Genomic DNA, 23,757 nt, shown 5'->3' on the forward strand with positions numbered 1-23,757 from the left:
GACCATTCCCCGTGTGCGGGTGAGCAGCTGTCAGGCGTCACCGACGGCCTCCGCGGTTTCCATCGCATCTCGACAACAGGAGTGCGCCGTGTCCGCTGTAGGAACCTGCCGGGTGTTTCGTCCCGACCCTCGGTCCTTCGATCAGTGCGAACACCACCATCGCGCCAACTTCACCGCCTCCCACCGGCATGGTTCGACGGTCCTCGTGACGGTCGAGGGCGAGATCGATGCCACCAACAGCCGAGCGCTGGCCACCTATATCGAAGGTCAGGTCGCCGGCACGCGGCGTCTCGTGATCGACCTGCGGCTCGTTGACTTCTTCGGCACCGCCGGCTTCGCGGCGCTGCACTACATCAACGTCATCTGCTCCCGCAACGGAATCGACTGGCAGGTGCGCTGCGGCAGGCAGGTCCGCCGACTGCTCGCCATCTGCGATTCCGCCCAGGAATTGCCGCTCGAGAAGCCGCGCTCACTGCTCGACGAGGTTCGTGCAAGCGCGGGCGATCGCAAGCTCCTCATCAGTGGGAACAACTAGAACCGTCGTTCGAGATCGGTCGGCCGATATCCGCCGGGCCTTCTTGTCGGGGCTGGCGTTGAGCATCTCGTCGAGTTCGATGCCCAACGGCGCCATGCCGCTCAAGGCGTCACGCCGCACCGCCGCGTCGTTCTCCCCGACTCCGGCGGTGAAGGTGATGACGTCCGCACCGCCCAGCAGCGCAAGATAGGCACCGATGTACTTGCGCAGCCGGTGGATGTAGACGTCGTACGCCAATTGCGCAGCGGTGTCCCCGGATTCGATGCGCTGATGCAGGACCCGGAAGTCGACCTCGCCGCCGAGGCCGCGCACGCCGGACCGACGGTTGAGCATCGTCTCGATGTCCTCGACCTTCATGTTCGCCGCGCGCCACAGATAGAACATCAGCCCCGGATCGATGTCGCCGGACCGGGTTCCCATCACCAGCCCCTCCATCGGCGTCAGTCCCATCGAGGTGTCCACCGGACGGCCCCCGTCGATCGCCGATGCCGAGGCGCCGTTGCCCAGGTGCAGCACGATCTGACGGACCGAGTCCAGCGGGGCCCCCAGGAAGGCGGCGGCCTGCTCGCTGACGTACTGGTGTGAGGTGCCATGGAAGCCGTAGCGCCGGATATGCCACTGCTCGGCGATGTCGCGGTCGATCGCGTACGTCGCCGCGGCAGTCGGCAGGTCGTGGAAGAAGGCGGTGTCGAAGACCGCGACATGAGGGAGATCGGGCAGTGCCTTGCGTGCCTCTTCGATTCCCAGCAGCGCCGGCGGATTATGCAGCGGGGCAAGGGGAGACAGTTCGTCGATCCTGGCGACCAGGGCGTCGTCGACCAGCGTCGGCTCGTAAAAGTCCGGGCCGCCGTGGACCACGCGATGCCCGACGGCGACGAGGTCGAGGGCGTCGAGGCCCCGGCCGGCTTCGGCCATCTGACCGAACGCCGTCTGCAGCGCCTCGGCGTGGTCACCCACCTGCCCCTCACCGATGCGCTCGACGATGCCGTCAACCACCATCGTCTCCGAGTCCGGTTCGATGACAGCGTATTTGAGCGATGACGACCCTGAGTTGAGTACCAGTACGCTGCGCGCCATCAGAGCGTCTGCGCCTGGATCGCGGTGATTGCCACGGTGTTGACGATGTCCTCCACCAACGCGCCGCGCGAGAGGTCGTTGACCGGCTTTTTCAGCCCTTGCAGCACCGGCCCGATCGCGATTGCGCCCGCGCTGCGCTGGACCGCCTTGTACGTGTTGTTCCCGGTGTTGAGGTCGGGGAAGATCAGCACCGTCGCACGGCCGGCCACCTTCGAGTCGGGCATCTTGGACGTCGCAACAGAGGCGTCGACCGCGGCGTCGTATTGGATCGGACCGTCGACCAACAGGTCCGGCTCCCGCTGGATGACCAGTTCGGTTGCCTGCCGGACCTTTTCGACATCAGCACCGGATCCGCTTGTGCCGGTCGAGTAGGACAGCATCGCGACGCGCGGTTCGATGTCGAAGCTGGCGGCGGTGCGCGCCGACGAGATCGCGATGTCGGCGAGTTGTTCAGCGGTGGGATCCGGCACGATCGCGCAGTCGCCGTAGGCCAACACCCGGTCGGCAAGGCACATCAGGAAGATGCTGGAGACCGTCGACACGTCGGGCAGCGTCCTGATGATCTCGAAGGCGGGTCGCACCGTGTGGGCGGTGGTGTGCCGGGCGCCGGAGACCATGCCGTCGACCATGTCGTTGTGCACCAGCATGGTACCGAAATAGGAGACGTCGTGGATGATCTCGCGCGCCTGCTCGACCGTGACGCCCTTGTGCTTGCGCATCTCGGCGTACTGTTCGGCGAACTTATCGCACAGGTCGCTGGTTTGCGGGTCGAGGACGGCGGCATCGGCGAGGTCGATACCCAATTCGGCTGCGCGCGCGCGTATCTGAGATTCCTCGCCGAGGATCGTCAGGTCGGCGACGCCGCGGTGCAGCAGTCGGCCGGCCGCGGTCAGGATGCGGTCGTCGTCGCCCTCAGGTAACACGATGCGCTTGCGGTCCGACCGAGCCCACTCCAGCAGCTTGTACGTGAACATCTGGGGGGTGACGACCTGAGGAATCGGGATGGCCAACTGATCCAACAGGTCTGCGACGTCGACGTGGGTCTCCATCAACGCGATGGCCGTGTCGATCTTGCGCAGGGAGGTGGCAGTCACCCTGCCGCGCGCGGAGGCCACCCGGCTGGCCGTCTCGAACGTCCGGAACCTGGTAGCGATGATCGGCAACCGCAGTCCGAGCCCGGCGACCAGTGCGGCGATCGAGGGGTGCAATTCCAGCCCGCCGTTGAGGATGATGCACGACAATGACGGAAAGCCCTCGGCGGCATGGGCGCTCGCAAGGGCGAGGACGACGTCGGAGCGGTCGCCTGCGGCGATGACGGCGACACCCTCGCTGAGCCGCTCGAGTACGCGTTCGGCCGTCATCCCGGCGACCATCAGGTCCATCGCCTCACGCGACAGCAGCGCCGGATCGCCGCTGATCAATTCACCCTCGACGGCCTGCTGCAGTTCGGCGACCGACGCGGCGACCAGCAGCGGCTCCTCCGGCAGCGCGTAACACTTGAGGTCGAAGCCCTTCAGCGCGTCGAGCACCGCGGTCAGTTGGGCGGGGTCACAGCGGTTGGCGACGACCGCCGCGGTGTACGCATGCTGGGCAGCGATTTCGTCGAGGCAGATGTCGACGATGTTCGCGACATCGGCGGGGCTGCGATCCTTGGCCTTGACCGCCAGCACCACCGGAGCGCCGAGATTGGCCGCGATGCGCGCATTGGTCGACAACTCGCTGGGTGTGGCGACATCGGTGTAGTCGCTTCCGACGATCAGCACCGCATCGCACTGGTCGGCCACCCGGTGATACCGGTCGACGATCTCGGCCAAGGCGGATTCGGGATCCTCGTGCAGTTGCTCGTAGCCGACGCCGACGCAGTCGTCGTACGACAAGCCCGCCGTCGTGTGTTTCAACAGCAGTTCGAGGATGTAGTCGCGGTCCTCACCCAGCCGGGTGATCGGCCGGAAGACGCCGACCTTGGCCACCGTGGCCGTCAAGCGGTGCAGGATGCCCAGCGCGATGGTGGATTTTCCCGTGTCGCCTTCCGGGGACGCGACATAAACGGCGGACACCGGCTTGCGCTCTGGTGGACTGTTCAATCGCCTGCAACTCCTGGTCGGCCCACAGGGCGTACCACGGTGTGGGTGCCTTGCTGCTTTCACGGTAGAACGTGCTGACGCGACGTTAGCGTACGGCCGCGGAGGCGGCGTCTCGAGCGTCGACGTATGCACACACCGCCGTTGATCCACGCCTCAGCAGCGCCGGCGTCGGCATGAGGCGCCGGGGTACTGCGGTCAGGACTGAGGACCGACGCCCGCGCTGGGGTGAGATTGCTTCCTCAGCAACACGACTGTGCCCCCGATGAGGGTGAGGATCACCAGCAGTCCGGCCCCCAGCAGTATCCACTCGTACCATCCGCGCTTGTCCGATTCCTGCGCGACCGCATCCGCGTTGACGCCAGATGACCCTGCCATCACCGGACCGTCGGCCCGTACCGTCAGCTGCTGGGGGACCTGAGCCTGGCCAACCACCAGCACGTCACCCTCCAGGTCTCGCCAGCCATTGGAAAGACCCGCGAGGTAGTCGAGCAATGAGACCCCGAGACTCCACGGCCCCGAGGTGGTCAGTAGAACGATCGTCCGGTTGTTCTGCGCATAACTCTGAAGGGCCGCTAGCCCGGTAGAGATGTCGATGACGGTCGAAGAAGGCAGGTCAACCTCGGACATGCCGCCCCGCGGCGCTATCGGCGGATCGAGTTTGTTCTCCTCGACTGTTTGTGCGCCGGCGATGATCAGCGCGCTGGTATCGCTCGTTGCGGCCTGCTCGACGCTGACCACTTCCGGTCTCAAAGCCGTCGACGTAAGCCTTTGGATCAGCCCCACGATCTTGGCCGCATGGGCGAGCTGATCGGGGTCGCTGCCGTCGAAAGCTACTTGAAACCTCGGAACGAATCCTTGGGGCAGGGCGGCAAACCCGCCCATCTCTACCACGCCGCCCCGCCGAACTCTCGCAGTCGACATCGGATCGATCTCGAACTCCATCGGCAGGGTGAGCGGATTACACCCGGGTCCGGGCTCGTACCTGACCGTCACGGTCAGATCCTGATCTCGGGCGGCGACATCGGCAGGAATCGAAAAGCGGCTGTCCACCTGACCAGACGCGTCGAGACGCGCGGTGGCGAGCACGAGCTCGCCGGCGGTGACGACCATCGTCCCCTTCTCGTTGTCGTCAACCGGCGTGTAATTCGCCAACAGACGGATGTCGACGATGCCCGGATCGTCAGCCCTGGACAATGCGGGAGCGATGTTCAAGAAGATGTACGACTCGCCTAGAACGGCCGTGTTACCACCGATACGAAGCTGCCCGAACGTCGAGGCCGATCCTGCTTGTTCGTTCGACGCCCCTTCGGTCGATTCGACTGTGACGGTGTCGGTCTGGGCCACCTTCTGTAGTCCATCCCGGAACAGACCGACCTGCTGGACGAGGTCGTCGCCCTGTCCGCTCAGGATGAGAAAAGGTGCGCCGGCATCGGTGACCAGCCGCACGCCGGGCTCCGGTTGGGCAACGTCACGGACGACGATCGCACGGACCGAGGCATCACGATCCGGCGGTGGTCCCACATCGGTTCGGGGCAGCGCGCGCACATTCACCGCGACGACCCCCGGTTGGTAGAACGTGGACAATGCGGTGACGAGAGTGAGCGTCGTGGACTTCTCGGCGTCAGTGGGCACTGGGTCGACGTACAAGTCGATCACAGGGGCGATGGCCGGAAGGAATTCCTCGATAGTCCTGGGGGGCTGTACGGCACCGGTGAAGGCCGCGCTCAATTCGCTCATGACCAGATTGGGCAGTGGATCGCAGACATCGTCGTCGTTGACCCTCAACACCAAGTTCAATTGGATCTCGCCGCGCACCACCGGAACTGAACCGATGTCGAAGGTGAACGGCGCCGGGGGTTGACCGGGCGGGACGATGGGTATCGGCACCGACCCCACGAACCGCCCGTCTTGGGTCTGAGCTTCCACGAATCCCGACGGAATATTGCTGACCGCTCCGATCAACCCCGAGAGCGTAATGGGCGCAAGCCCCTGCGGCACGGGTATGGAGACTCTCTGCGTCATGTCGTGGCCGACGAAGGACAACTGCGGCTTGATTCCGAGTTGCTGCCAGCCGAAGGCGGTGACCTGCGGCGGGGCGTCGTCAGCGGGCTGACCGACGGCCAGACCGGGGGGCCCGGTCATGGAGATGGCAACCACGCATCCGACTGCGACGAGCGATGACGCTATACGCCGTATCAACACGTACCTTCCTACGCAGGATCGGGCGACGTCACGTGCTCGACGAATGGACACCCACGCAAACCACAGAGTCGCTCGATATTAACGGTCCCGCGGCTCAAGGCGCGCGATACTCGCGCGATGGCCGTGCGGTGTTCGCGAACGCTGCATGTGCGAGCACACCACGGGCCCCGAAGGGCAGCTTCAGGTCTGGTCATTGGCGACCCACGCCTTCCAGGCGCTGTCAACGGTGCTGGCTAGATCGTGGCGCGATTTCCAACCGAAGTCACGTTGGATCTTCGCGGGATCGGCGACGACGTCGGGAGGGTCACCCGGACGACGGTCGATGACGTCGCACTCGAAATGGATGCCGGTGGCTTGCCGTACCGCCGTCATGATTTCGAAGACACTCGTACCCCTTCCGGTGCCGATGTTGTAGATGGCGGCAAGATCGTCGACGGCCATCTGGTTCAGGACAGCGGCGTGGGCGTCTGCGACATCCTCGACATGGATGTAGTCACGGACGCACGATCCGTCCGGCGTCGGATAATCGGCCCCGAAGACCTTTGGATGTACGCCCGAGCTGATCGCCCGAAAAACTCTCGGTATCAGGTTGTTCTCCCCGCGGTCGCCCAACTCCGGCGTCGCTGCGCCGGCCACATTGAAATAGCGCAGTGCCGACCAGCTGAGTCCGTGCGCTGCCGCGACGTCGGAGAGCAATTGTTCACCAATCAATTTCGTCCAGCCGTAGGGAGAGGACGGACTGGTGGGCGTTGCTTCGGTCACTGGGCTGACGGCCTGCTCTCCGTAAACCGCCGCACTCGACGAGAACAAGACGCGGCGCGTCCCCGTGCCGACCATCGCCTCGAGCACGCTATGCATGCCGGTGACGTTCTGACGGTAGTAGAACAGCGGGTTGGCGACCGACTCGTCCACGGCCTTCTTGGCGGCGATGTGCACGACAGCGTCAGCGGAAAAAGAGCGCAACGCCGACTCGACGAACGCGGTATCCAGCAACGAGCCTTCGTAGACCGAAGTGTCGGGCGTCAGGCGATCACGACTCCCGGTGGAGAAGTCGTCGAGGACGGCGACGTCATTCCCGACGCGGCGCAGGGCCCTCATGACGTGCGCTCCGATATATCCGGCCCCACCAGTGACGAGCACTCTCACCGCTTCTCCAATGCTGAATGCCGGAATCACATCAGATGTACCCAACCACCGCAGTTGTTCTGGCGGATCCATCGTTGGCACAGTTGTGCGCCAACAGCGATGTTAGGGTCGCGCCGTGGCGCTGAAGCATGTGGTGTATCGGGCGCTCGATCGTGGGCCCGGTCGACCACTGATAGGTGTCGTGGCCAATCGACGGGCGCGCGCGGCAGGGCAACGGGCCCGATTCGCCTATGACCGTCCATCTGGGCTGTGGTCCAAGCGCACGCCGGGCGGCGTCATGCTCCTGCCGGAGCGGTTGCAGGGAATGGGCATCGAGGAATGCGAGACTTTCACCAAGGACGTGTTCCTGCTCGACTACACGGTGAAGTTCGGTGACGTGGTACTCGACATCGGCGCGGGCATCGGATCGGAATCTCTGCCGTTTGCCCGATGGGCGGGAGCATCGGGCAAAGTGATTGCGGTCGAAGCTCATCCCGCTACATTCGCGACCTTGGAGCGCACTGTGCGACTGAACGGTGTGCGCAATGTCGAGTTGGTCAACGCGGCGATCATGGATTCGGACAAGCCCGTTATGATCAGCGACCTCCCCGCCGAGGTCAGCTACGAGAACAGGATCGGGTCCGAGGGTGTCGAGGTCGCCGCGATGACCCTTGCGGGCTTGGTCGAGATGTACGACCTCGATCGGGTCGACTTCCTGAAGATGAACATCGAAGGCGCAGAACTTCCGGCGCTGCAGGGCAGCGCGGATATGCTGCCCCTGGTACGACACGCGGCGATCGGATGTCACGATTTCTTGGCGGAGGAAACCGGCGACGACTCCTACCGAACCAAGGAAGCCATCTATGAATTGTTGGTGAATGCAGGATTCACCGTGCGTCGGCGGGATGGTGATCCCCGCCCCTGGGCGAGGGATTACCTGTTTGCCTCCCGGTGAATCGTCAACTTGGCGAGGCGGTTTGGTGCTGTCCATCAGGTACGGCTGATGCGGGAGCCGGCATCGTATGAGGTTCAGGAAGACACGGCCCACGCACGCCGTATCCCACATGATCAGCGATGCGGAAGTTTCGGCCGGTGTCACTGCGTCAACGCCCCCGACGGGGCGCCAAGCCGCCTGGAACTATCTGGTCTTCGGTCTGAGCAAGAGCTCCGCGCTCATCACGACGGTCATCGTGGCCCGCCTACTCGACCCCGCCGACTTCGGTTTGTTCGCACTGGCCCTTCTCATCATCAATCTCTTCGACTACCTCAAAGACCTCGGTGTCGGCGCCGCCTTGGTGCAGAGCCCCGGTTCGTGGAAACGGTTCGCGCCCACAGCATTGACCCTCGTCACCGTGACCGGCGCGTTGGCTGGCGCAGCCCTCGCCGTCGCGGCGCCCCTGGCGGCCGCGCTGCTCGACCAGCCGGAACTCACGAACATGGTGCGGGTCCTCTCCATCGCGGTCACCATCTCCGCCGTCGGTGTGCTACCGGCAGCTCTCTTACGCAGACGGCTTGATTTCAAGCGCAGGCTCTGGCCGGAGTTCATCGCTGCCATCCTCAAGGCCGTCCTGACTATTGCGCTCGCCGCCACCGGTTTTGGCGTGTGGAGCCTGGTTTACGGGCAGCTCGTAGGAACCATCGCCCTGACATGCTTGTACTGGTTTGTGGCCCGCACCCCCCTGAAGTACGGCTTCGATGCCCACGAGGCGCGACAGCTGGTGCTGTACGGGCTGTCCGTCACCGGGGTCACGTTTCTTGCATTCGGAATCGCCAACGTCGACTACGCGGTCGTGGGGATCCGCCTCGGCGACACTGCGCTGGGGCTCTACACCTTGGCATTTCGCGTCCCCGACCTGCTTGTGCTCAGCCTGTGCATCGTGATCAGCGAGGTGCTGTTCAGTTCACTGTCCCGGCTCCAGCACGACCGTCGCCGTGTCGGCGAGCATTATCTGCAGGTGTTGACGATCGTCGTGCCGCTGACTGCACCGATCTGTGTCATCCTGGGCGCAGCCGCGCCGGCGGTGATCGGCACCCTATACGGATCGAATTACGCCGACGCGGCTCCGGTGTTGTCGATCCTGGCGGTGTACGGCCTCATCCACTCGGCCTCCTATCACGCCGGTGACGTGTTCAAAGCGATCGGACGTCCCGGACTCTTGACGGCGACCGGCGCCGTGAAGCTCGCCCTGCTTATCTGGCCGATCTGGTGGGCGGCCGGCCACAGCATCGTGATGGTCGCCGTAGTTCTGTTGCTGGTCGAACTGGTTCCGTTGGTGGCGAATATGGTGCTGGTGCGCACCGTTACCGGGCTGCGGTTCAGACCGCTGATCACCGCAACGCTGCGTCCGATGCCCGCGGCGGCGGTCATGGCGTTCGCGATGCTGGGCACCACATCCGCCACCGATCACTGGCCCGCGCCCGTTCAACTCAGTCTGGCCGTGCCGGTCGGGTTAATCTGCTACCTATTGATGCTGAGGCTGACCGCTCGCGAGCTTTATGCCCAGGGACTAATGGTCGTTCGCTCGCTGCGGCGGCGATCGGCGCAGTCGGCTGCTGCGATCAGTGCACCTGAGTCGGGGAAGGACACCTGAGTGGTCAAGACGCTTTCCGGGCGGCGGTGGTTGGTCGCAGCGTTGTGCGCGGTCATCGGGATGGTGGCAGGCATCCTGATTGCCTATGTGCTGCTTGGGCATTCGAAGAGATACGCAGCGCAGGCCTCCCTTGCCATGCTGCCGGCCTCCTACATTCCCACCAGCGAAGCCGCACAGTACTGGGATGTGCTCAATCACGGACAGGCGACGCGGTCCGCGGCGATCGTGTTCGGTCAGAGCAATTGGCTACAGCCTGCGGCAGCCGCCGCCAACGTTCCGGTGTCCGAGCTGACCCTGTCAGCCGGGGCCGTCCGTGACACCACTCTGATCGAGGTCAGCGTCGAGGCGAGTTCCCCTGAAGCCGCGGAGGCCGCACTCAGTTCCGTTCTCAGCGACGCGGGTGGGCCCGCGACCGCTGTCGCCGGTCCATTCCGCCTCGAGGTGGTCAGGCAGCCCGCCGGCAGCGCCCAGGCCCTAGGGCCCGGCAGCCTACAAACCTACGGCGCTGCGGGTCTCGTAGGACTGGCGCTGGGCGCGGGCGTAGGACTGCTTGTCGGCCGACGGGCAGGAAACAGGAATTCCGAGTCTTCGGAATACGCACGTCACGCCGCCGGATCTCGCTACGCCGACGCCGCGGACGAGACCACCCTTCACACCGAGCCGATGACATCCGAGTCGTCCTCGCGGTGAAACCGTCCGGGCCCGACCACATCACCGCGTTGGGGGGGCGAAGTGAGATCCTCGGCGGCGCGGCCGTGGGTGCGGCCGTCTTGGCAGCCGCCGCGTGGGTCATCGGGATCGCACCGGTCCTTCTCGTCGTCGGCCTGCCCTGCGCGGCGGCCGCGGCCATCTACCTGGTGCGCCGACCGCAGTGGGCCGTGGTGGCGATGGCCGTGTGCGAGGTGGCCAACATCAGCGGCGTGGTCGGCACCTGGGGACCGATCTCGCTTTTCCGCATCTCACTTCTCATCGGGCTCCTCACTCTGGGATTGGCGCTCCGCGACCCGGTCGCCCGCGGCCGGCTGAACCGCTGGACGCTGGCGTTCATCGGCCTCGTGGGCGTCTTCTTGACGACCCGGTTCCTCGCTTCGATCGGTGCTGCTGACGTCGGCGGCGCGTTCGGCCTGCTGAAGAACGAAGTCGCCGATTTGGCGTTCGTCGTCATCGTCATGGTGTTGTTGCAGATTACCCAGCGCCAGTGGACAGTCGCCGCCGCGGTGGTGATCTCCTTCGCCGTGCTCAGCGTGCTGACCCTGTTGAACCAGGTCCTCTTCAGCGGAGCCATGTCTTTCGGCGGGTTCGCAACCGTCACACAAGCAAGCGGCGAGCTGGTGACCACCTTGCGCTACGGGGGTCCGCTTCCCGACTCGAACTTCTGGGGTCGTCACCTGATCATGGGGCTGCCGCTGGCGGGCGCACTCATCGTGCGCGCCCGACGTACGGGCCTGCGGTGGACGGTGATCGGTTGGGCTGCAGCGATGCTCGCACTACTGGCAGGGATTTACCTCACGCAATCCCGCGGAACCTTCATCGCCACTTTCGCAGCGCTCGCCGTGTGGACGGTTCTCAGCGGTCCCACCACCCGGCGCGCAGCGGTGAAGGTGCTGCCCGTTGCGTTGCTGTTCCTGCTGATACCCGGCATCGGCAACCGACTGATCGCTCTGTTGGCCGACGTGTACGGGTCACAGCCGAGCTATTCCATCGACCCGTCGGTTGCGAGTCGCATGGCCGCCGGCGAGGTTGCCTGGGCGATGTTCGACGACCGCCCGGCATTCGGCTTCGGACCCGGCGGATTCCAGCTCCTGGTGGAGCGCTATTCGGGCCTCGTGCCGACCGCCGTGACCAATCCCCCGACTGCCGCGGCGCACGATTTGTACGCCCAAATCGCCAGCGAGGCGGGCATTGTCGGCCTGTTCGGGTGGGCAGTCCTCGTCATCGGCGTCGTCCTCTGTGTTGCCATTCGGGTGTCACAGCTCGCGCTGCAGTCTGAAACCGTCGAACGTTCGCTGGCGGCTGCCGTGTTGGCGGCCATCGTCGCCTGGTCGATCGCGAGCATCTTCATCCACCTGACATATCTGCGGACCTTCGGCATTCTTTTGGCGCTTGCCGGGGCGATCGCGGCGCAAACGGAAAGCCAATGGCGGGATCCGCTGCGCGAGTGCGGGCGGTTCATCAGCGCAGCCACCGCCGCGGTGCTGCTCGCAGTGGTGGTCGTCGCAACATTCCTCACGGCCTCGACCACGCGCACACATACCGCGAGTCAGCGCCTCACATTGTTGCCCGGCGCCGACGTTGAATGGGGCAAGGCCTATGTCCTCGACATCCGTAGCCGAGAGGTCGTGCTGCCGAGCTACGCCGCCTTGATGGTCGCCGGCAGCCCAGAAACCTCCGCGGTCGCCGACACCGTACGCGGCATCATCACGATCGAGGTAACCGCTGCCAGCCGCGAGGCCGCAGTCGAATCCCTCCGAATCGCGCTCACGGACGCAGAGGCCAACCTCAAGAGATTCGGCGCCGACTCGTTGTACGTCGTCCGTCCTGTAGGACCGATTGTCCAGCGGGACAAGAACGAGCATTCACTCCTGGCGAGCTCACTGGCGCTGGGCGCTGGTGTGATGGTCGGGGTGGGCGCTTTCGCGCTGGTGTATCGCCGTCTGCACCCGCGGGCCCGTCGTCCGGGCCCGGTCGCGCCACTACCGGTTGCGCTGCCGTTTCGTTGACCCGGATGGCACCACAGCAGCCTGCGTATTCTGGCTCTGAAATAGCGGTGCGGATGGGAGTGCCCCAATGCAGGCCATGGGTCGGCCCAGATCCGCGCTGCCGGTCATCGTCGGCGTGTGTCTGGTTCTTGTCCTGGCGGTGGGCATCGTCACCGACTCCTCACGCACGAGGCCACCGAGTGAGCCGTTCGCCGACGACAGTCCGTTTCGAACACCTGTCGCGGCCGACGCGCCTGTCGACCCGAACAGCGCAGCGATGGTGGCGCGGATATCCAGAGACGGCGTGATGTATGCCAACCTCGACGAATTCGCGATTCCCATCTACTCCGCGGGCGATGACACCCCGCACACTCGCGTGTCATGCAGGATCAAAGACTGGGGCCCATGCCCGTTCGACGGTCACCGCGTGCCGATACCCGAGGACGCCGTTCCATCGCCCGGGTCCGACGGTGCGATGGTCGTGATCGACCACGGCAGGCGTCTTGTCTTCGAGTTCTGGCAGGCGCAACGTCACGGCGACCACTGGACAACGAGTTTCGGTGCAATCAACGACCTCGACGGCTCCGGGTGGGGCACATACGAGAACGGTTTCAGCACGGCTTCCGGCGCATCGCGGCTCGGGGGTGTGATCCGCCTCGACGAAATGCGCCGCGGTGTCATCCCACATGCGCTGGCGCTGCAGAGCGACAGTGTTTGCGCCGAGGTCTTCCGGGCGCCGGCAGTGAAGACGGATGGCACCTACGACGGGCCGGACTGCATTCCCGAGGGCGCTCGCCTTCGCCTCGATCCGGACGTCGACATCGACGCACTCGGACTCGCGCCCGCAACGCGGGTGATCGCCCAGGCGTTGCAGACCTACGGCGCCTTCGTCGTCGACTACGGCGGCGCGCCGCTGAGCGTCGCGTTCGAACGTGACCCCGCGGCCGCCCGCCATCATCCGGGCGAGACCTACGGGCAGCTCGGCATGCCGTGGGATTACAGCATGATCGAGGTTCCCTGGGAGCACCTGGAGGTCTTGGCCTGACACCTCGTTCGTTCACCCATCGATCAAGCCCTGGAGGTTGAGGATGTCAGAACCCATGCGGGCCGACGGCGCCGCATCACGTCCGATACATGTATTGATGGTGTTGGATTCCTTCAGTTTCGGGGGCGCAGAGAACCTCGTCGCCGAACTGGGGACGCACGCCCCCGCCTCGATGAGGATCTCGGCCGCAAGCCTGGCTCCTCCCGTCGGTACCCGCACCGCGCTCTTCGGTCGCATCGCGGAAGCCGGGCTGGAGCCGACCTACCTCGGTGTGAATAAGTTGACCGATATCAGGGGCTTCGTCCACCTGGTGCGCACCTTGCGGCGGAGTTCCGCCGACATCGTGCACGCCCACCTCGGATACTCGGCGATCCTCGTGCCGCTTGCGGGCGCTCTGGCGCGCAAACCCGTCGTCGCCACCCTTCACCTCATCCCACAGAAGCACTCCAAACGACGGGAGTGGCTCAAGGAGCGGCTGTCGGTGCGGATCCCGGGTCGACTGGGCCGGCTGATATTGGTGTCACAGCACGCATTCGACGAGTACGCCAAGCTGCACGGCCCCGCCCGGCACACTTGGCGAATGATCCCGAACGGTGTGGACACCGATCGCTTCAGCGCTGAGCGCTCCGGTGCCCATACCGATGCGCCCGTTTGGGCATGCGTGGCGGCGCTACGCCCAGACAAGAACCACGCCGATCTGCTGAGGGCATGGGCCGAAGTGGTGGTCGCACATCCCGGCGCGCGCCTACTGGTAGTCGGCGACGGCCCTGCCCGCCCGGACATCGAACGCGCGCTTTCCGAACTGGGCCTGCAGGATTCGGTGAGTCTGCTGGGACGTCGCGAAGATGTCGCCGCCGTGCTCGCCACGGTCGACGGTGTGGTCTCCGCGTCGGTCGAGGAAGCGCTGCCCACCGCGCTACTCGAGGCCGCGGCCTGCGGGCTGCCGGTTGTGGCCGCGGACGCCGGGGGTACCCGTGAGATCGTCATCGACGACGTCACGGGCCGCCTCGTTCCGGTTCGCGATGTCCGCGCACTCGCCGAAGCATTGGTGAGCACCATCGGCGATCCGGTGCGCGCGGCTGAATACGGGAGCGCCGGGAGGGCCCTGATCGATGAGAAGTATTCACTGACCCGCTGGATCGAAAATCTGAACCGCCTGTATGCAGAGGTGATCGGTGAGGCCTGACCGCGTGGAAACGGCGATCACCGTCGCCCATGTCATCCACTCGCTTGGCGCCGGCGGCGCGGAAGCGGTGCTCGTCGAACTCGCACGGGTCGCGCCGGCTGCCGGGCTGCGGATGGTCGTGATCGGCCTGTCGGACGTCCACACATCCGAGGGTGTCGACAACCGGGTCGTCCCTCTGTTGCGGGCGCAAGGCGTGGCCGTCTTTGAGCTGCACTCGCCACGATACGACGCGTTGGCAGCGCTTCGCGTGGCACGGATCCTGCGTGCGGAGCGGGTCGACATCGTGCATACCCACCTCAAACATGCCGACGTGGTGGGCGGGCTCGCGGCGCGGTTGGCCGGTGTGCCTGCGGTCTCCACCCTGCACGTCATCGACAAGGCCGCCTCACCCCGACACCGGGTGCGGGTCCGTGCGGCATTGAGCGCCCGGCGGCGGCTGGCGCGGACAGTCATCGCGCTTTCGCAGGCCCAATGCCGCTGGTACACCGAGATCGCCGGCGAGGACGTACCGATCACCGTGTTGCCCAACGGCGTGAACGAGCCCGAGGCAACGCGGGACCGGGCGACCGTTAGAACGGAGCTGGGTGTTACGCCCGACGGCTTGCTGGCGCTGTGCGTCAGCCTCCTACGGCCCGAGAAGGGCCACTCCGATCTTCTCGAAGCCATGCGCACGGTCCCCGGCGACCTGCCTCTGACATTGGCACTGGCGGGTGACGGCCCTCTACTCGACCAAATCACCGCGACCGTTGAGTCGGAACCGTCTCTCCGCGAGCGGGTCCGCGTACTCGGATTCCGTACTGATGTCGACGACTTGATTGCGGCCTGCGACTTCGTCGTGCACCCCTCCCGGGAAGACGCATTACCTACCGCGCTCATTTCGGCGCTGGCCGCGGCGCGACCGATCGTCGCGACCACGGCGGGAGGAATCACCGACATCGTCACCGACGACTGCGGGTTGCTCGTCGAACCCGGCGCACCGGCCGCCCTTGCCGCGGCGATCACCGATATGGCGACGATCGTCGAAGAAGCCGGGCCCAGGCTGCAGCGCATCGCGGATGCGGCCCGGCAGCGGTACGAAACCATATTCAGCGCACAGGTTTGGGCAGCCAAGTTGCAGAACCTGTACCACCAGATCATTCGGGGCGATGACGCAGCGAACCGTCGGCGCGTCGCGCTGGTGCAGTTCCAGCCTTCCGGCGGACTGTTTCATTTCGCGCTACAGCTCGGTGAGGGACTGGCCCGAGCCGGCGAAGAGGTCGACGTCATCACCGGACCCACACCGGAATTCGCGTCGCGAGTGCCTGGCTGCCGGGTCCGCAGCATTCTGCCCACATGGCATCCGAACGCCGGCGAGAACGTACCGGAATGGTGGCGCCGCACCCGGCGTGGGGTGCGGGGTGTTCAGCACACAATGGCCTGGGCCGTGCTGTTCGGTTATCTGCTTGCCAAGCGACCCGATGTGATCGTGTGGTCGTACTGGCAATTCCCGCTCGACGGCGTTGGCGTGCAGACCATCCGGCGTGTCCTTCCTCGAGCCGTCCTGGCACTTGTCTCGCATGAACCGCGACCGCTGGTGCGGCGTCGGGAGCTAGAGGGGATGTATCACACCGCATCGGTGACCCGAAGCGCACTCACCGGGGCGTACGCCGACCTGGACGTGGCCTTCGTGCTGGGCGAGACCGCAAGCCGGGCATTGCTTCAGACGTGGCCGGTCAGCGCTCCGGTGCATATCATCCCGCATGGCGACGAAGGACTGCTCGCCGCATCGGTCCCGCCTGCCGACACCACGAAGCCGGTGGCCCTGGCGTTCGGGGTCATCACACGCTACAAGGGAACCGATACGCTGTGTGACTCTTGGCCGTTGGTGTTGCGAACCCTGCCCGAAGCAGAGCTTGTCATCGCTGGTGCGGCCGACACCGACATCGACAAACACGAACTGCGGGCGAGGGTTTCGCGCCTCGAGCGGGTACGACTGGACCTCGGCTATGTGCCGACCCCCGACGTGGCGTCCTACTTCGCAGTGGCCCGCTGTGTGGTGTTGCCCTACAAGCGCAGCAGTCAGTCCGGTGTGGCACATCTGGCGCACACCTTTGCTCGGCCGGTGGTGGCTTCGCGCGTCGGTGACATCCCGTCCGCGGTTGACGACGGTGTTTCCGGATTGCTGGTGCCTCCGGAGGATCCAGAGGCGCTGGCCGACGCTCTGGTCCGCCTGCTCTCCGATCCCGCGGAGGCGAGGCGGATGGGGGATGCGGGGGCGGAGGCGCTTTCGACGCGAGCGTCCTGGGACGAAGTCGCCGCCCGTTTCCTAGAGGCGCTGCCTGACCGCCGACGGTGACGCTACGTCGACGTCACCCCAGACCGAACACCGTGTCGTATCGAGCGAAGACCGCTCGGCGGGAGTAGGTGTTGTCGAAGTGCTCCCGCGCCGCCGCTGACAGATCGGCGTTATAGGCAGTACCCGTTGTCTCGAGCATGAGCTGCGCAAAATCGGCTACCGAATCACTCACTAGGACACCATGATCGGCGCCTGTCGCCACACCCTCGGCGCCGATTGACGTTGAAACCACCGGTATGCCCGCACCGAGCGCCTCGATGACCTTCAGCTTGACGCCCGAACCGAATCGAAGTGGATTCACCAGCGCAGCGCTGCGCGAAAGGATGCTCGCCAACTCCGGCACATAGCCTTCGAGGGTCACGCTGTGCCGGTACTGCACTGCCAGCGGAGTCAGATTCGGGAGAGGGTCGCGGCCGATAACGGTCAACCTGGCGTCGGGCCGCTGCTTGAGCACGAGCGGCCATATCGCGGTGAGGAAGTGTCTGAGACCGTCGTCATTGTGCGTCAGCGAGAGCTGCCCCAGGAAAACGAAGCCCGGTGCGCCCCGATATTTGCGCACCGGCGACGGGCGATCGCTCAGCAGCGGCGGTATCCCGTGGATGCGAGTGTCGTCGACGCCAGCGCGTGTGCGGAGCAGCGCCGCCTCCTGCTCGCTGATCAACAGCGTGGTGTCGAAGCGGTGGGCGACCCTGTCCTCGCTTCGTCGCACGAGTCGCTGTTCCAGGCGAAGCAGCGCACGCTGGCTGAGCTGCCACGAAGTTAAAGGGCGCAGTCCCCTTGGTACGTGAACCCCGAAATTTCCGATCGCTTGGAGTTTGACGTCGGGATACCGTGCGGCCGCTTCAAGCATCCCGCGGTACCGCTCTGAGAACAGGTCGTCGAGATAGCAGACCGCACGACCGTTCGTGTCGGACGCGTGTTGCGCCATCCGGACAGTGTCGTAAATCTCGAGGTCCGGCTTGATGTCCCGCAGAGTGCGGTGGATGGCACCGCGAAGCCGCGGGGTGTTCAAGAGGGACTCCTGCATACTGGACCGCCCAGTGAGCGTCCGTGTCATCAGGGTGGCGATCGCCGCGCGGCCACGCGGCTTTTCCAGTCGGCGAAGCACCGCCGGAAAGTGACCATGGAACTCACCGCCGACCATCATGTAGTACACGTTGTTCGCGCCGACCCGATCCGTCAGATAGTCCACGAATCCGGCTAGAACGATCTTCTTGCCGGCATCGGTGGGGTACGGATTCACCGGGCTGATCAATGCGACAGACGCGGGCATGACGCTCCGATGCTCTCGAGAGATTCTCTCAGGTAATGACTCTGCCTTACCCAGTAGACGCTCAGCGCACAATAGCCGAACAGTAACCGGCTCTGACCTGAGCTCGGTACCGGCCTCAGATTCGCGCCGACGCGACCGCTGACGCTGCCTCTCTCAACTACGTTGGAGAAACGTCTAGACCGGATAGCTCGCGGTCGGATCCGCGGGAATGTCGACGACGGCGGCGAGCCCGCGGTGATCGGACCCGCGCACCTCCACGGTGTACGCCGACGAGGCCGCGCAATTGCGCAGCAGGACATGGTCGATGCCGACCACCGACGGTAGCCAACGCCTGCTCGGGTAACTGCGGGTCAGGCCCGCCCCGGCCTGTTCGGCCGCGTCGCGGTAACCCTCGTCCAGCAGCTGACGGAAGGGTTTCATGTCGTAGGTCGCGTTGAGGTCGCCCGCCACGATGACCGCACCGGAGCCGGCGCTGTGGGCCAACGCCCGCAGCGTCTCGGGGAGCCGCGCAATGTCGTCGGCGAAACTGCGTAACGGCTGGACCAACGGTGCGGCCAGATGCACGGCGAGCACGCTGACGTCGAATCTGACCCCCGGCACGCGTATCCGGGTGTTCAGCATCGGCATCCGGTAGCCGGCGACGGCGCCCGACGTCACGATCGGATGTCGGCTCCACACCCCGATCCCGTCGGCCAACGGGCGCGGGTCGATCACCCGGTGGCCGAACACCGTGTCAAGTCCGGCGGCCGACATGGCCTCGGCCGCTTGTGGAGTCATCTCCTGGACGACGAGGACGTCGGCCGCTGAGGCCGCCAACGCTACCACCGCGCGCGGCTCCGCGCCTCCCATTCCGAGATTTGCAGTGAGCACCCGCAGCGCGACCGTGGGCACACCGGTCTCCTCGGGACCGAGGTAGCGCGGGGCGAGAACCGCGAGCATCACCACACACAGCGCCGCGGCCACGATAGTCGCCGCCCACCGCCGCGCCACCGCGAACAGCACCATCGACGCGATCGCCGTGATCGTCAGATACGGCGACGCCGCCGCGAGCACCAGCACGACCTCGTTGTCGACCGGCAGATAGCGAGACACCAGCCCTGCGAATGCCAACACGAATGCCAGCGCACCGACGATCGTCGCCGGTACTCGAATCATGTTGTGTCGAAGTGATTATCGACAGAGTCAGCCGAGGCGGCGCAGACGCGGCTCGAGGTCGCGCTGGAACAGTTCGAGGAACCGGCGCTGATCGTGACCCGGGGCGTGGAACACCAGGTGGTTGAGACCCCAGTCGACGTAGTCCTTCACCTTCTCGACGGCTTCATCCGGATCCGACGCCACGATCCAACGCTTGGCGACCTGCTCGATGGGCAGCTCGTCGGCGGCCTTCTCCATCTCGATCGGATCGTCGATGGAGTGCTTCTGTTCGGCGGTCAACGACAGCGGCGCCCAGAACCTGGTGTTCTCCAACGCCAACTCGGGATCGGTGTCGTAGGAGATCTTGATCTCGATCATCCGGTCGATGCTGTCGGGGTCGCGCCCGGCGGCCTCCGCGCCCTCACGCACCGCAGGAATGAGCTTGTCCTTGTAGAGTTCCTCGCCCTTGCCGCTGGTGCAGATGAAGCCGTCACCGGCACGGCCGGCGTACTTGGCCACAACCGGCCCGCCCGCGGCGATGTACACCGGGACACCGCCCTCGGGCACGTCGTAGATCGAGGCGCCCTTCGTGCGGTAGTACTCGCCGTCGAAGTCGACCCGGTCGCCCAGCCACAACTCGCGCATCAGCTTGACCGACTCCCGCAGCCGAGCGAAGCGCTCCTTGAACTCGGGCCAGTCGCCCTCGTAACCGGTGGCGATCTCGTTGAGCGCCTCCCCGGTGCCCACGCCGAGGAAGATCCGGTCCGGATACAGGCAGCTCATGGTGGCGAACGCCTGTGCGATCACCGCGGGGTTGTACCGGAACGTCGGTGTCAGCACCGATGTCCCGAGGAGGAGGTTCTTGGTGCGCTCGCCCACCGCGGTGATCCACGCCAGCGAGAACGGCGCGTGGCCACCCTCATGGCGCCACGGCTGGAAGTGATCGCTGACGGTCGCGCTGTCCATGCCGTGCTCTTCGGCCGCCACGGCCAGCTCGACCAGTTCCCGCGGCGCGAACTGCTCCGCCGACGCCTTGTAGCCCAGTTTCAATCCAGGTTTGAGTTCAGCCACGACTCGTTTCTACTCCCTTGCCTAGACTCGCGACATGGCAGCACGCTTGAGCGCCATCTCCGACGCCGTCCATTTCGCGTTCACCGACCTCGTCAACTGGACGCTCGTAACCGACGGCACGGGCGTCATGTTGATCGACGCGGGGTTTCCCGGCAGCCGCGACGACGTACTCGCATCGCTGCGCGAGCTCGGCTTCGGGGTCGAGGATCTGCGCGCAATCCTATTGACCCACGCCCACATCGACCACTTCGGCTCGGCGATCTGGTTCGCCACGACCTACGGCATCCCGGTCTACTGCCACGCCGCCGAAGTGGGTCACGCCAAGCGGGAGTACCTCGAACAAGCCTCTCCGGCCGACATCGCCAAGCACATCTGGCGGCCGCGCTATCTCACGTGGTCGGTGGCGATCACCCGCAAGGGCGCCATGGTGCGTGACGGCATACCCACCGCGCAGGCCCTGACCGAGCAGGTGGCGGCAACCCTGCCCGGCAAGCCGATGGCCATCCCGACGCCGGGTCACACCGGCGGACACTGTTCGTTTCTGGTCGACGGCGTGCTGGTGAGCGGCGATGCGCTGGTCACCGGGCACCCGCTGTCGACACGCGGAGGGCCGCAGCTTCTGCCGGGGCTCTTCAATCACGACCAGGACGGCTGCGTGCGCAGCCTGTCCGCGCTCGGCCTACTGGATGCCGAGGTGCTGCTGCCCGGGCACGGCCCGGTATGGCGCGGGTCGATTCGCGACGCGGCCGACCGGGCCGCCGCAAAAAGCTGAACAACTCGGTCGAACCATTCGGCGTCGGCAGTCGTCGTTGTCCTCAGAGCCACCCGACCGCCCAGTGATGAGAAAGCGCGTTTGGTGGTTCACCAGATGAACCAGTTGGCGAACCGCCGCCCCCGGTGGTTCTCGATATTTCTGATCAGCGAGGCCCTGATGACCTACACCCATGCCGCAGTGCTGCCCACCAACGGGACGGAGCACCTGCAAGCGACCGCGACACGCATCGCCGACACGGCCGCGAGCATGGCCGCCGTCATCGACCGCCACCGGCGACTACCCAACCCGGTGCTCACCGAACTCGCCGTGTCCGGATTGCTGCGCGCGGGCGCACCGATCGAGACCGACGGGCTCGAACTCGACCCCGGCACGTCGCTGCGGTGCGCGGAAACGATCGCTCGCGGCAATGCGTCGGTCGGATGGTGCGTGTCGATCGCGACCGCAAGCAGCCTCTTGCAGGCATATATGCCCGAGAGCAGCCGAACCACATTCTTCGGCAACGGAATCGGCGTCGCCGCCGGTGTCTGGGCACCGCGAGGCAGGGCACGCCGCGTGCCCGGAGGGATCCAAGTAACCGGCCGGTGGCAGTTCTGCAGCGGAGTCAACCACTCCGGCATGTTCTTCGGTGGATGCATCGTCGATGAGGGTCCCGAGCACTCGGTGGTGGCCATCCCCGTCGCGGATCTCGAGATCATCGATACCTGGCACACTCTGGGCTTGCGCGGAACCGGCAGCGACGACGTCGTTGCCACCGATGTGTTCGTGCCCCACGACCGGGTGATTTCCCTGACCGAAGGGCCGCTGATCAACCGTGCGCTGTACCGCTTCCCGATCTTCGGGTACTTCGCGTGCAGTATCGCCGCGGCGGCGCTGGGCAACGCGCGCGCAGCGATCGACGGCTTCATCGGTTTGGCGGCTACGAAGAAGGCCGGCGGATCGTCACGCACACTCGCCGAGCGCCAGACCGTACAGGGTGCCGTCGCCGCCGTGGAGGCGTCCGTGCGGTCGGCCCGCGCACTGTTCTATCAGGCGATCGAGAACGCTTGGGCGGCAAGTCAAGCCGATGCGCTCACGGCCGATGATCGGGTTCAGCTCCGGCTTGCAGCCACCCACAGCGTCCGGACAGCCACCGATGTCGTGCGTACGGTATACGACCTGGCGGGGGCCAGCGCGATCTACGACGACGCTCCCCTACAACGACAGCTGCGTGATGCGTTCACCGCCTCGGCGCATTTCCAGGTCAGTGATACGTCCTTCGAGTCGACCGGTCGTATCCTGGTGCACCGCCCGGCCAACGTCGCGAGGATGTGAGCAGGCGATCGAGGTGCACCCTACTCCCGGACGGCCTCCGCCAGTGCCGCGACGATGCCGTCGAGGAAAAAGCCGGTCGGCTGATATCCGACGGCGACCAACCGCATCCGCCGCTCATAGGTCACGATTCCGGTGACATACTCGCCCGCGGTCTGTGATTGCACGATCGGTCCCCACAGCGCGGTCGGGTGGAGCGGTCCGGTACGTGCGATTTGTTGCCGCCCAAGGTTCGTCATCAAGAGCTCCCAGGGCAACTGCCGGGTGAACACGTCTTCCGCGTCGGCTCGATCGGCGTCGGTGCCGATGGCCTGGGCCAGTGCGGCCGATGCCGCGAGCACGCCGGCTGCAGAGCGGGACGCGGTGAGTTCACGGGTCATCGTGCGGGCGCGGCTCCAGAAGGGCTGGGTGTCGGTGGTCGCCAAACCCGTTGTGGTACAGCTGAAACGGATGGCGCAGTCATCTGGCTCGCCTATCAGTTTGCGGACATCGATGGGGCTTAGCGAGCGCACGAACGACTCACCGTGCATGCGGCCGCGCACCGAGGAGCCTGCGACCAGCAGCGCCGCGTGCACGGTGGTCAATTCGTCGCGGCAGCGCCGTACCAATCGCGCGGTGTCGTCTCGTGGAAGGCTGACGGCGTACACGCGAGGACGCGTCCCGTCGAACGTCCGAAGCGTCGAGGGCTCCGCCATTCTGGCATCGCGGTCGGCGCCCGATCCCAGATCGGACGATCGCACGTTCTGGATGAGAAGATCCTCCAGTGGCTGCGGAATGGGGCGTGGCAGCAACGGCTTGTCGTTGAGCGCAGCCACCAGGTCCTCCAGCACTCGCACGGACGAAATCCCGTCGGCGATCGTGTGATCGAAGGTAAGCAGCAATGTCGATGCCGACGGACTCCGCAGCAACGTGGCGCGGATCAGCGGTGCGGTCGACCGGTCGAACGGCTTGCTCAACTCGTCGGCGGTGACCGTCTGCCACGAGACGTCAGTCGCGTGCCGGACGGCCAGGGGGATGGGCGCGACCACGGCGCGCCGATAGAACCCGAGGCGCGACACGGGGTGGTCCTGCACGTGTACGGCAAGCAGGGGGTGGCGCCTTTGAAGTGCGTGCAGTGCAATGCGCAGTCGGTCCTCTGCCAGACTCTTGTCGAACTCCGCGACGAGCAAAAAGTGCGTCGGATTGGCCTCGCTATAGCGGTAGAAGAGCCGCTCGGTCGTGCCAATCGGCCGGACGAGTGCGGCGGCGGATGACGCCGGGGTCTCAGTTGTTCTCATACTCGACATCACATCTCCAGGTCGCTTCACTTGTTCGGAC

18 protein-coding genes are annotated in these 23,757 nt (G+C 65.6%); 10 read left to right on the forward strand and 8 right to left on the reverse strand.

The annotated features are described in order from the left end of the window. Positions 1-112: 112 nt before the first annotated feature. Complete coding sequence (locus tag AU198_RS11460; protein WP_197416098.1) at positions 113-535, forward strand: STAS domain-containing protein; 423 nt, start codon at positions 113-115, stop codon at positions 533-535. On the opposite strand, the gene AU198_RS11465 is transcribed toward AU198_RS11460, so the two are convergent. The 4 genes from AU198_RS11465 to galE all read right to left on the reverse strand — a co-directional run bounded on the left by AU198_RS11465 (position 470) and on the right by galE (position 7,074). Next, positions 470-1,612: an acetate kinase gene (locus AU198_RS11465; RefSeq protein WP_064348259.1), complete on the reverse strand. Its 1,143-nt coding sequence runs from the start codon at positions 1,610-1,612 to the stop codon at positions 470-472. The two genes, AU198_RS11460 and AU198_RS11465, sit on opposite strands and share 66 nt — an antisense overlap. Further along, complete coding sequence (gene pta, locus AU198_RS11470) at positions 1,612-3,696, reverse strand: phosphate acetyltransferase (protein WP_064348260.1); 2,085 nt, start codon at positions 3,694-3,696, stop codon at positions 1,612-1,614. The genes AU198_RS11465 and pta overlap by 1 nt, the downstream gene beginning before the upstream one ends. Before the next feature lie 195 nt (positions 3,697-3,891). Beyond that, positions 3,892-5,838: a hypothetical protein gene (locus AU198_RS11475; protein WP_064348261.1), complete on the reverse strand. Its 1,947-nt coding sequence runs from the start codon at positions 5,836-5,838 to the stop codon at positions 3,892-3,894. A gap of 240 nt (positions 5,839-6,078) precedes the next feature. After that, complete coding sequence (gene galE, locus AU198_RS11480) at positions 6,079-7,074, reverse strand: UDP-glucose 4-epimerase GalE (RefSeq protein ID WP_353612087.1); 996 nt, start codon at positions 7,072-7,074, stop codon at positions 6,079-6,081. 85 nt (positions 7,075-7,159) lie between these two features. Between galE and AU198_RS11485 the strand changes: the two genes are divergently transcribed. The 7 genes from AU198_RS11485 (at position 7,160) to AU198_RS11515 (ending at position 16,879) form a co-directional block, all read left to right on the forward strand. Further along, a complete protein-coding gene (locus AU198_RS11485; RefSeq protein ID WP_156431569.1) occupies positions 7,160-7,978 on the forward strand; it encodes an FkbM family methyltransferase in 819 nt (272 codons plus the stop codon). Between the two features lie 109 nt (positions 7,979-8,087). Continuing rightward, positions 8,088-9,614: a lipopolysaccharide biosynthesis protein gene (locus AU198_RS11490; RefSeq protein WP_064348264.1), complete on the forward strand. Its 1,527-nt coding sequence runs from the start codon at positions 8,088-8,090 to the stop codon at positions 9,612-9,614. Then, on the forward strand, positions 9,615-10,304 hold the full coding sequence (locus AU198_RS11495; RefSeq protein WP_064348265.1) for a YveK family protein: 690 nt from the start codon (positions 9,615-9,617) through the stop codon (positions 10,302-10,304). Then, positions 10,301-12,334 (forward strand): O-antigen ligase family protein, encoded by a 2,034-nt coding sequence (locus AU198_RS11500; protein ID WP_064348266.1) that lies wholly within the window; start codon positions 10,301-10,303, stop codon positions 12,332-12,334. Before AU198_RS11495 ends, AU198_RS11500 begins: the two co-directional genes overlap by 4 nt. A gap of 76 nt (positions 12,335-12,410) precedes the next feature. Beyond that, positions 12,411-13,358 carry a hypothetical protein gene (locus tag AU198_RS11505; RefSeq protein WP_064348328.1) on the forward strand — a complete coding sequence of 316 codons (948 nt, stop codon included), beginning with the start codon at positions 12,411-12,413 and terminating at the stop codon, positions 13,356-13,358. A 43-nt stretch (positions 13,359-13,401) separates the two neighbouring features. Further along, complete coding sequence (locus tag AU198_RS11510) at positions 13,402-14,544, forward strand: glycosyltransferase (protein ID WP_231744647.1); 1,143 nt, start codon at positions 13,402-13,404, stop codon at positions 14,542-14,544. Continuing rightward, positions 14,534-16,879 (forward strand): glycosyltransferase, encoded by a 2,346-nt coding sequence (locus AU198_RS11515; RefSeq protein ID WP_231744648.1) that lies wholly within the window; start codon positions 14,534-14,536, stop codon positions 16,877-16,879. Before AU198_RS11510 ends, AU198_RS11515 begins: the two co-directional genes overlap by 11 nt. Before the next feature lie 13 nt (positions 16,880-16,892). Here the strand turns inward: AU198_RS11515 and AU198_RS11520 are convergent, their stop codons facing one another. From AU198_RS11520 to fgd, 3 genes are all read right to left on the reverse strand, one after another. Further along, complete coding sequence (locus AU198_RS11520; protein WP_064348268.1) at positions 16,893-18,152, reverse strand: glycosyltransferase; 1,260 nt, start codon at positions 18,150-18,152, stop codon at positions 16,893-16,895. A 174-nt stretch (positions 18,153-18,326) separates the two neighbouring features. Then, positions 18,327-19,307: an endonuclease/exonuclease/phosphatase family protein gene (locus AU198_RS11525; RefSeq protein ID WP_064348269.1), complete on the reverse strand. Its 981-nt coding sequence runs from the start codon at positions 19,305-19,307 to the stop codon at positions 18,327-18,329. Positions 19,308-19,334: 27 nt separating this feature from the next. Then, on the reverse strand, positions 19,335-20,336 hold the full coding sequence (gene fgd, locus AU198_RS11530) for a glucose-6-phosphate dehydrogenase (coenzyme-F420) (RefSeq protein ID WP_064348270.1): 1,002 nt from the start codon (positions 20,334-20,336) through the stop codon (positions 19,335-19,337). Between the two features lie 55 nt (positions 20,337-20,391). Between fgd and AU198_RS11535 the strand changes: the two genes are divergently transcribed. Together AU198_RS11535 and AU198_RS11540 are read left to right on the forward strand one after the other, a co-directional pair. Continuing rightward, on the forward strand, positions 20,392-21,129 hold the full coding sequence (locus tag AU198_RS11535) for an MBL fold metallo-hydrolase (RefSeq protein WP_064348271.1): 738 nt from the start codon (positions 20,392-20,394) through the stop codon (positions 21,127-21,129). 159 nt (positions 21,130-21,288) lie between these two features. Continuing rightward, entirely contained in the window at positions 21,289-22,443 is a 1,155-nt protein-coding gene (locus AU198_RS11540) for an acyl-CoA dehydrogenase family protein (RefSeq protein WP_064348330.1), read from the forward strand. Between the two features lie 20 nt (positions 22,444-22,463). On the opposite strand, the gene AU198_RS11545 is transcribed toward AU198_RS11540, so the two are convergent. Beyond that, the gene (locus tag AU198_RS11545) at positions 22,464-23,717 is read right to left on the reverse strand and encodes a condensation domain-containing protein (protein ID WP_231744650.1); all 1,254 of its coding nucleotides are present in this window, start codon (positions 23,715-23,717) and stop codon (positions 22,464-22,466) included. Positions 23,718-23,757: the final 40 nt, after the last annotated feature.

Origin of the sequence: Mycobacterium sp. GA-1199 (assembly GCF_001500045.1) — a bacterium.
In the GTDB taxonomy this organism is placed as follows: Bacteria; Actinomycetota; Actinomycetes; order Mycobacteriales; family Mycobacteriaceae; genus Mycobacterium.